Origin of the sequence: Amaricoccus tamworthensis (assembly GCF_049800875.1) — a bacterium.
GTDB lineage: Bacteria > Pseudomonadota > Alphaproteobacteria > Rhodobacterales > Rhodobacteraceae > Amaricoccus > Amaricoccus tamworthensis.
Genome location: NZ_JBNAFV010000010.1, coordinates 145,885 through 154,846, shown reverse-complemented (window position 1 = coordinate 154,846; position 8,962 = coordinate 145,885). Strand labels below are relative to the sequence as shown.

Annotated in this window: 9 protein-coding genes; 7 read left to right on the top strand and 2 right to left on the bottom strand. The window is 59.7% G+C overall.

All coding sequences use genetic code 11. The annotated features are described in order from the left end of the window. Nucleotides 1-211 (bottom strand): hypothetical protein (locus ACP15P_RS15575; protein WP_424929377.1); only part of this gene is annotated, 211 nt, incomplete at its 3' end. A 138-nt stretch (nt 212-349) separates the two neighbouring features. Next, the gene (locus ACP15P_RS15570; RefSeq protein ID WP_424929376.1) at nt 350-904 is read right to left on the bottom strand and encodes a cytochrome b; all 555 of its coding nucleotides are present in this window, start codon (nt 902-904) and stop codon (nt 350-352) included. Nucleotides 905-1,032: 128 nt separating this feature from the next. Between ACP15P_RS15570 and ACP15P_RS15565 the strand changes: the two genes are divergently transcribed. The 7 genes from ACP15P_RS15565 (at nt 1,033) to ACP15P_RS15535 (ending at nt 8,896) form a co-directional block, all read left to right on the top strand. Beyond that, nucleotides 1,033-1,800 carry a CDP-alcohol phosphatidyltransferase family protein gene (locus ACP15P_RS15565; RefSeq protein ID WP_424929375.1) on the top strand — a complete coding sequence of 256 codons (768 nt, stop codon included), beginning with the start codon at nt 1,033-1,035 and terminating at the stop codon, nt 1,798-1,800. Next, the gene (locus ACP15P_RS15560; RefSeq protein ID WP_424929374.1) at nt 1,797-3,434 is read left to right on the top strand and encodes an alkaline phosphatase family protein; all 1,638 of its coding nucleotides are present in this window, start codon (nt 1,797-1,799) and stop codon (nt 3,432-3,434) included. Before ACP15P_RS15565 ends, ACP15P_RS15560 begins: the two co-directional genes overlap by 4 nt. Then, nucleotides 3,431-4,366 (top strand): lysylphosphatidylglycerol synthase transmembrane domain-containing protein, encoded by a 936-nt coding sequence (locus tag ACP15P_RS15555; protein ID WP_424929373.1) that lies wholly within the window; start codon nt 3,431-3,433, stop codon nt 4,364-4,366. The genes ACP15P_RS15560 and ACP15P_RS15555 overlap by 4 nt, the downstream gene beginning before the upstream one ends. Nucleotides 4,367-4,537: 171 nt before the next feature. Further along, complete coding sequence (locus ACP15P_RS15550) at nt 4,538-5,485, top strand: ABC transporter substrate-binding protein (protein WP_424929372.1); 948 nt, start codon at nt 4,538-4,540, stop codon at nt 5,483-5,485. A 5-nt stretch (nt 5,486-5,490) separates the two neighbouring features. Next, entirely contained in the window at nt 5,491-6,270 is a 780-nt protein-coding gene (locus ACP15P_RS15545; protein WP_424929371.1) for an ABC transporter ATP-binding protein, read from the top strand. A 59-nt stretch (nt 6,271-6,329) separates the two neighbouring features. Continuing rightward, complete coding sequence (locus tag ACP15P_RS15540) at nt 6,330-7,856, top strand: ABC transporter permease (protein WP_424929370.1); 1,527 nt, start codon at nt 6,330-6,332, stop codon at nt 7,854-7,856. After that, nucleotides 7,853-8,896 carry a glycosyltransferase family 4 protein gene (locus tag ACP15P_RS15535; RefSeq protein WP_424929369.1) on the top strand — a complete coding sequence of 348 codons (1,044 nt, stop codon included), beginning with the start codon at nt 7,853-7,855 and terminating at the stop codon, nt 8,894-8,896. Before ACP15P_RS15540 ends, ACP15P_RS15535 begins: the two co-directional genes overlap by 4 nt. The last annotated feature ends 66 nt before the right edge of the window (nt 8,897-8,962 follow it).

Sequence of the window (8,962 nt, the reverse complement as noted above, 5' to 3'; positions counted from 1 at the left end):
TCCAGCGCGCCCCGCCCGTTCCCTGTCGAATTGTTACCGCCCCGCTTCCGTCTGTTGCCAGCGTCCCCGCTGCGGTGAAGGCGTATCTAGAGATAACATCCAAACCACGCAACCCCAAAATTTGGGAAAATCCCACAAATCCACAAGTCACTGAATTGTCACGGAAAAATATCACAGAAGGAGTAATGACCCCGCCGGGCGGATCGGCCATGAACGCGCAAGCCTCGGTCGAACTGGACGGACGAATATCACCTAACTCACTAAAAAAATTACATAAATTACCAACACGAATCCGATTCCCGACACACCTGAATCACCCAAAACAGCGAGTCGCGGCAGATCCGGGACATCACCGGCCGCTCCCGCGCCCAGGCAGCATCCGCTCCAGCACACCATCCCGTTTGATAAACCCGTGCTGCAGCGCCGCCCCAACATGCAGCGCCACCAAAAACGCAATCGCCCAGCCACCATAATAGTGGACCGACTTCGCAACCTCAGCCAAAGCATCGGAACGCGGCACAAGTGAGGGAACAGCCAGCGCGTCCAGCGTCTCAATCGGAAAGCCCCCGCCCTTCACACGGATATAACCCGCAAGCGGCATCACCAGCAGAAGAACGTAAAGCAGTCCGTGCGTCACATGCGCCACTCCCCTCTGCCATGCAGGCAAATGCAAAGGTGCAGGAGGTGCGGGATTGCGCCAGCGGTAGAGAATCCGCACGACAATAAGCAGCAGGAGAAGCACGCCCACATTCTTGTGGAACAGGAACAGCGCGTCCTGGACGGATGGGCTTATCCCCTCCCGCACCATAATGAAGCCGGCGGGGATCATGGCCAGAACAAGAATGGCCATGATCCAGTGGAGCCAGCGGGCGGAAGCCGAAAAGGTGCCGGTCGGGTTTGCCATAAATGTACTGCCCCTCTATTCTTGGCCGTTGCCCTAAAGCCGGCGGACACATCAGGTCACTGAATGATGATTTGATTCCAATACCAGCTTGCAGGCAAGAGTGGATTTTTTCGGGTTACACGCAATACATGGTGCTTTCAGTCAAACCTCCCCGGGCGGACGACGGATCCAACACACTGCCGCTGGCCGGTCTGAACCGTGCGATGACGCCGACGGTACAGTTCGCCGTGGTTGCCGTGCTGTCCGGACTGGCGTGTCTTCCGCTGGTGACCGGCGTTGGCGGCGAGCGGATGGCGACGGGCCTGGCCGCTGGATCGCTACTATATGCCGCCGCTGTCCTGATTGCGATTTACGGCATCAGGTCAGGCTACCCGCACCCGGTGATCGGCTGGTGTAATACGGTGACGGTCTTCCGGCTTGCCTTGGCCACGGTGTTGGCATCGTGGCTGTTTGCGATACCGTCGGGTCCCTGGGCCGTGTTTTTGGTTGCGGTGTTTGCTTTCGCCCTAGATGGCGTGGACGGGTGGCTCGCGCGCCGGCAGGACTGCGAATCACGGTTTGGCGCACGATTTGACATGGAGGTCGACTCGCTGCTCGCCCTGATCCTGGCGTTTCATGCCTGGGTCTCCGGCATGGTTGGTCCTTACGTAATAGTACTTGGCCTGCCCCACTATCTGTTCGTCGTGTTGCAGTATCCGATGCCCTGGCTGGCTGCTGATCTGCCGGAGCGGTTTTCGCGCAAGGTGGTTTGTGTGATCCAGATTGCGGTTCTGATTGCGCTCCTGTCTCCGGTTCTGTCAGGGCCCTGGCCGGACATCCTCGCGGGCATTGCCGTGTTGGCCCTGATATGGTCCTTCGCTGTTGATGTGATCTGGCTGAGGCGACACAGGTCATGAGCCATAGCATTCTGCAAAGATCAGCGTCGTTGATCGCAGCGGCGGCGGTTCTGCACGTCGTTCTGATCCAGCCCAATCATCCGGCGGCGGCCACCTGGCAGGCGCTTCTGATGTTTCCTCTGGAGTTGCCCGCTCTGCTTCTGACGCTTGTGGCTCTTGGTCGCAGCCGGGCGGCATGGGCGTTCCGCCTTGGCGTGACAACCTTCCTGGCCATTTTGGCTGTGCTCAAAACGGCCGATTTCGTGAGTTTCAATGCCCTCTCCCGGAGCTTCAATCCCGTATCCGACATGTTTCTCGTCGATGCTTTCGTCAGGCTGCTGTTTGGCAGTTTCGGTCCTGTCCTGGCCGTCCTTTGCATCATCGGGGCCATACTCGCGGTTATATTGGTGGCTACACTCATCTGGTGGGCGACCGGTGTCTGGTCGAAGGTAAACCTCGGGGGAATACTCAAACGAGTTGCCGCTGCCGGTGCGGTGGTCGCGTCCGCGATAATGCTGTTTGACATTGGCGTCGCACGCGGGACCATCAGCGGATTGAGCAGTCCACCCGGGGCCGCTTTTACCGCACGCGTTGCCGTTGAACGTGTTTCGACCGCCCAAAAAACACTAAAAGAGTTGAAAAACTTCCGTATCGCGGCAGATGAGGATGTTTATGCCGGTCGGGAGGATCTGCTGGGCACTATCGCCCGGGATGTCGTTGTCATTTTCGTGGAAAGCTACGGCCGGGCGAGTTTTGACGTGCCGTTCTACGCCTCAAGCCATGTGGAGACCCTCAAAAGCTATGGCTCAAGTCTGGATGAGGTCGGTTTGGCCACAAAATCGGGATGGCTGAAAGCGCCGACCTTTGGCGGGCAAAGCTGGCTTTCTCATGCGACTTTTGCCAACGGGCTGTGGGTGGACAATCAGGCGGGGTACGGTGCGCTGCTGTCGAGTGACCGTGAGGGGTTGTTCCACCATGCCCGCAACAGCGGGTTTCGAACCGGTGCAGTCATGCCTCAAATTACCCTCGACTGGCCGGAATCGGCGCGGATGGGGTTTGACGAGGTTCTGGTCGCCGCGGACCTTGGGTATAAGGGTCTTCCGTTTAACTGGGTGACGATGCCCGATCAGTTTACACTTTTGGCACTCGATACACTTCTTCGGGAAGCCGGCGACGAAAAAAGGCTTTTTGCGCAGGTGGCGCTGGCCTCTTCGCACGCGCCATGGGTGCCGGTTCCGCAACTGCTACCCTGGGATGAAGTTGGCGACGGCAGCGCGTTCAACGAAATGGCGGTGTCCGGTGATGCGCCGGAGGTGGTCTGGCGGGACCGGGAGCGGGTCCGGGACCAGTATCGTCTGGCCGTGGACTACTCGCTCAGCGCGGTGTTTGAATACGCGCTGCTGCATGCGGAGGAGCCACCGCTCCTGATCATCGTCGGTGACCACCAGGCCGCGGAGATGGTATCGATGGACACGCGGCGGGATGTGCCCATCCATGTGGTCGGGCCGAAACAATTGGTTGACCTCGTAGCGGAAATAGTGCCCACGGACGGCATTATTCCAGACAGGACCGCAGACGTATTGCCCATGAACCAGGTTCGCGACATCATTTTGAAAGCTTTTTCAGTCCAAACGACTGCGGAGGTTTCACAATGAACGTGCCGGTTCTCGGGTCCCTGCCCGCCTACACGCTGCGTATCGCACAGGTCATTGTGCTTGGCGCGCTGGCCTGGCAGATCTGGCAGGTGGTCGATGGCGAAGAGGCCATTGCGGTTCTTACCAGCGCAAATCCCAACTGGCTGTTTGCCGCAGCGATGATGTTGACGCTCCAGACGCTGTTGTCGGCGCAAAGATGGCGGATCACGGCCCAGCGCCTCGGCATTACCATTTCGCGTGGTGAGGCCATTCGCGAATATTACCTGGCGCAGGTCGTAAACCAGTCACTGCCCGGTGGCATGATTGGAGACGCGGGCCGGGCCGTGCGGTTTCGCAAGGAGGCTGGACTGTTGTCCTCAGGACAGGCGGTAATTTTTGAACGGCTCTCAGGGCAGATCGGGATGCTCCTGCTGCTGGTTTCGGGCCTTGTTTTGGCCACAGTTGTCCCAACGGGCTTCAGATGGCCGGAATGGCTGGTGTCGTCCATCGGTGTATCACTGGGCATTCTGGTGGCGGTCCTCGTCGGAACGTTTTTGCTGCTCCGCCTGCGGTTCAAATCCGTGGAAGCGTTGCGCAGATTTGTGTCAGCCTTTGCCCATTCCGTGACCGCGCCCGGCATTCTGGCGCATCAGACCGGCCTGAGCGTTGGAACCGCGCTGTGCAATGTCCTTGCTTTCGCGTTCTGCGCGGCGGCGCTGGGGATTATCCTGCCAAAACTGGTTGTCCTGACGCTTGTGCCACTCATCCTTTTTGCGATGCTCATTCCCCTTTCCATCGGCGGCTGGGGCTTCCGCGAGGGTGCTGCCGTACTGCTCTTCCCGGTGATGGGAGCCACACCAGGCCAGGGACTAGCGACCAGTGTCGCCTTCGGTCTGATGTTTCTGCTCGCGGTCCTGCCTGGTGCGGTCATGACGCGATTTGGCAAAAACTAAACCGCACCTCGCCAAAATATCAGGGCTGCGGAACCTTTTTTGATTTGCCAGCGTTCGGGTGATGATGAAAAATCGTTAACACATTCGACAGGGCGGTTCAGGAAAGGAAAATCAGTGAACAAACTACAGGGGATTTCCCGCAGGCACCTCCTTTCCGTGGGAGCGACCACCATGCTGGCTGGATCAGCCGGACTTCTCTCACCCCGCCGGGCCTTTGCGCAGAGCCAGGTCAGCCTGCAGCTCTCGTGGCTTCATTCGACCCAATTCGCAGGCAGCTATATTGCCCTAAAAAACGGCTGGTGGCAGGAAAATGGGCTGGAGGTCAGCCTCCTGCAGGGGGGCCCCAACGCACCGGTGGAGCCTCCGGTTATCTCGGGCACGGCTCTCGTTGGCATCTCGGCTGCGGATTACACCGCAGCAGCGGTCGAGGAGGGTGCGCCGTTCAAAATCCTCGGCGTGGCGATGCAAAAAAACCCGTTCGCCATCGCGTCCCTTGCCGAAAATCCGGTCAACGAACCCAGCGATCTTGACGGCAAAAGAATCGGAATGGCACTTGCCAACATGCCGGTTCTCGAAGCGCTCTGCCAGTTGAACGGTGTGGACATCAGCGCGATTGAGGTCATCCCAACCCAGTACTCACCCCAGCCGCTCGTGGCCGGCGAGGTGGACTGCCTGCTTTGTTGGGAAACGGATCTTCCCGTCGCCATGACCATCCAGGGTGTGGACAACGTAACGATGCTGATGGCCGATCATGGCTATTCGGTGCACTCCCAGACCTACATCGCAACCGAGGACAGCCTCGCAAATCGTCGCGAGGAAATCGTTGCTCTGATGTCCGGTGAGGTCCGAGGCTGGGAAAAATACCGCGAGGATACGGATGCGGCGACGGACCTGACCTTGGAGATGTTCCCCGACGCCGGCCTCGACGCGGAAACCCAGCGGTTGCAGGCAGAGCGTCAGGTGCCGCTGATGTTCTCCGATCTGACGGATGAAAACGGCTTCGGCTGGTGGACGGACGAGACCGTCGCGGCAAATATCGAAACGCTCGGGCTGCTTGGTCGGACGGTGACGCCGGATCTCTGGGACCGGTCGATCCTCGAAGAAGTTCACGGCGCCTGAGGCGTATGTCAGTTCCCGTCACCTGCACTGCGGCGTCGAAAACCTATCCTGGCGGGCTGACTGCGGTCAGCCCCGTGAATATCAGTTTCGCACCCGGCGCCACCACGGCTCTTGTAGGTCCGTCCGGGTGCGGCAAATCCACGCTGCTGCGCATGATCGCGGGGCTGGAAGAGCCAAGTACAGGCACAATCACGATCGACGGGCTGCCTCCATCCGAGATATCGCGGCGGGGCGATCTTTCCATCGCATTTCAGGATCCGTCCCTGCTGCCTTGGCGGAGCGTGCGTAAGAACATCGAACTGGCGCTCGATCTGGCGCGAAGACCGAAAGTCACCCAAGATATCGATGAACTGATCCAGCTGGTTGGGTTGGACGGATTTGCGGACACCAAACCCGCCGAACTCTCCGGCGGAATGCGTCAACGTGCCGCGATTGCGCGCGCGCTGGCAACCAAACCGGCCCTGCTCCTGCTTGATGAGCCGTTCGGCGCGGTGGATGAACTTACCCGGCAGCAACTGGCGGAGGACCTACCGGCAATCTGGGAGGCGGGAGACACGACCACCCTCCTCGTCACGCATTCGGTCAGCGAGGCCGTGATGCTGTCCGACCGGATACTCGTTCTGTCGCCGCGTCCTGCCACAATCGCGGCCGATATCAAAATCGATCTGCCGCGCCCTAGACGGTCCGAATTTGCACGCCTGCCGGAATTCTCAGCCCATGTGGATGAGGTATTCGCATTTCTCTCCCAGGGAGTGCCCGGTTCGAGGGCAAAAGCGGCGCAATGAGTACCGGCGCGTCAATCGCGACGCCGGGGGGTACAGGGTGGCAACCGCGGGTTGCAGCGATGGGTCCGGTTCTGCTGGTGATTGGCTGGGAGTTGGCGGCCCGCCTGCTGACGGACGCACATGTACTGGCGGCACCATCGGCAATACTCCTTTATCTCTATGAGAACGCGGGCCTGATGAGCCGCGCACTCGGCGTGACGCTGACCAACGCAGCCGTCGGATTTGTCCTGGGCAACACTGCAGCGATAGCATTAGCCGCGCTGGTCGCGATCTGGCCCGCCAGCGAAAGGACCGTTCGCGGTTTTGCACTGCTCATCTTTTGCCTGCCGCTGGTTGCTACCGGCCCGATACTGCGTGTGATTTTTGGGCCTGGCCCCTGGCCGCAAATCGTGCTGGCCGCACTTGCCGTTTACTACACGACCTTCGTGCCGCTTCTGGTTGGGTTGCGGGCCCTGCCGTCGAACTGGCTGGATCTGGTTTCGAGCTATGGTCGCGGCCGGTTGGCCGCACTGGTCCATGTACGCGCGAGGGCTGCCATTCCCTATCTGGTCGCGGGACTGCAGATTTCGGCCCCGGCGGCTTTCCTTGGGGCAATGGTCGGTGAGTTTACCGGTGCGGAACGGGGCATGGGGGTTTTGACGATCAGGGCCATGCGCGGAATGAATGTCGAGATGACATGGGCGCTCGCCCTCGTTGCCACCGCCGTATCCGTGGGCTGGTACGTCGCAATAGGCGCGGTGGCGAAACGGTTTCTGGAGGACGAACCGCCCGTAATTCTGGCGGCGCCCAACTCGGAAACCTCCGGAGGCGGCTGGCGCCGTACAGTCGTACAACTGGTGTTCGTCTCACTGATGGTCCTGATTGCCTGGTGGGGTTTCCTCAAGGTATTGGGGCTGAACCCTTTTTTCGCCAAAGGCCCACTGGATGTGATCCAGGCCGTGACAACCGCCTCTGATGCCGCGACGAACCGGGATACGCTTCTGACCGCGCTGGCTGAGACCTCAGTTTACCTTGTGCCAGGGTATATCGCGGGTCTGACAGTCGGCGCGATGCTTGCCATGCTGGTTGTGATGGTTCCGATGATCGCCGGCACGGCATTGCCCGTTGCGATTGCATTGCGCTCGGTTCCGATCATCACAACGGCGCCCCTGATCGTGCTCCTGCTCGGGCGTGGCGCTGCGGGAACCATAGTTCTGGTCGCCGTAATGGTATTTTTCCCCACCTTTGTCGCCTGCCTGCACGGTCTAAAACAGGCACCCGGTCGAATAACGGACGTGTTCGACGTATTCGCCGCCGGTCCGCTTCAGAAACTCGTTCGAATACGTATCCCTGCCATGCTCCCGGCCCTGTTTGCGGCGGCAAAGATCAATGTCCCGGCCTCCGTGCTTGCGGTCACAGTGGTTGAATGGCTGGCAACTGGAAACGGACTGGGTAGCGTGATGGCACTCAGCGCCTCCCTGTCGGATTACGACATGCTCTGGAGTGCGGTGGCCCTGGTCGCGATCCTGTCGGTACTGGGGTACGGGGCAGTTGGTCTGCTCGAACGCAGGGTCCTTGGAATTTACGCACCGGAACAGCTCAAATGACACCCAAAGCCGCAGCATTCGCCATCCCTGGCGATATCAACACAGTGACCGGGGGATACATCTACGAGCGCCTGCTGCTGGAAAACCTGCGTAGGCTTGGACACGACGTGCAGCACCTTCAACTGGGTGACACGTTTCCGAACCCAAGCGCTGCTCATACGTCCCAGGCAATTGAACAGCTCGCCGCAATTAATCCCAAGCGTCCCTTAATTCTCGATGGTCTGGTTTATGGGTCGATTGCTACGGATGGGCTGGCGAAAACCAAAGCACCGATCGTCGCGATGATCCACCACCCTTTGGCCCTTGAGACCGGTCTCGATGCGGACCAGCGCGAACATCTGTTTCGTACGGAGCGGGACAACCTCGCCCTCGCTACCCATGTTTTGGTTCCCAGCCCACACACCGCCCGGATTCTTGAGTCCGACTATTCGGTGCAGGCGGAGCGCATAACCATCGCGCCGCCGGGAACGGAAAAGCTTACGCGCAGGCGCGATCCGGTCTCCCCTCATCTGATCCTCTCAGTAGGCATTTTGCATCCGCGCAAGGGCCACGACACATTCCTGCGGGTGCTGTCCCGCATAAAGCAATTGAATTGGAGCGCCGTGATCGCGGGCGGAGCGCATCATCCGGGATATGAGGACGAATTGCGTCAATTGATCCGGGATCTCGGTATTGGAGACAGGGTCCGACTTGCCGGAAAGGTCTCCGGCGAAGATCTTCAGACATTATACCGACAGGCTTCGGTGTTCGCTCTGGCGACACGGTATGAGGGGTACGGCATGGTGTTCGATGAGGCGCTGAGCTGGGGGCTGCCAATCGTGTCCTGCTCCACCGGTGCCGTACCGGACACCGTTCCGAAGGATGCGGGACTTCTCGTGCCAATAGACGATTCCGAACGGTTCGCCTTGGCTCTGGAGCAACTGCTGACGGATACTGATCTGAACACACGTATGGCTGACGCAGCGGCGACGCGGGGTGCCAGTCTCCCAACCTGGTCGGATACCGCGCGTATTGCCGGTCAGGTTTTGGACCGCCTGTAAACCAGACCAATTTTTCGGTCATCGAACACCATTATGCAGGCTGGATTAATCCGAAGCGTGCAACCG

Bases quoted from the DNA above. Each gene is read 5' to 3' on its own strand.
- ACP15P_RS15570 (WP_424929376.1), bottom strand. From the start codon at position 904: ATGGCAAACCCGACCGGCACCTTTTCGGCTTCCGCCCGCTGGCTCCAC.
- ACP15P_RS15565 (WP_424929375.1), top strand. From the start codon at position 1,033: ATGGTGCTTTCAGTCAAACCTCCCCGGGCGGACGACGGATCCAACACA.
- ACP15P_RS15560 (WP_424929374.1), top strand. From the start codon at position 1,797: ATGAGCCATAGCATTCTGCAAAGATCAGCGTCGTTGATCGCAGCGGCG.
- ACP15P_RS15555 (WP_424929373.1), top strand. From the start codon at position 3,431: ATGAACGTGCCGGTTCTCGGGTCCCTGCCCGCCTACACGCTGCGTATC.
- ACP15P_RS15550 (WP_424929372.1), top strand. From the start codon at position 4,538: ATGCTGGCTGGATCAGCCGGACTTCTCTCACCCCGCCGGGCCTTTGCG.
- ACP15P_RS15545 (WP_424929371.1), top strand. From the start codon at position 5,491: ATGTCAGTTCCCGTCACCTGCACTGCGGCGTCGAAAACCTATCCTGGC.
- ACP15P_RS15540 (WP_424929370.1), top strand. From the start codon at position 6,330: ATGGGTCCGGTTCTGCTGGTGATTGGCTGGGAGTTGGCGGCCCGCCTG.
- ACP15P_RS15535 (WP_424929369.1), top strand. From the start codon at position 7,853: ATGACACCCAAAGCCGCAGCATTCGCCATCCCTGGCGATATCAACACA.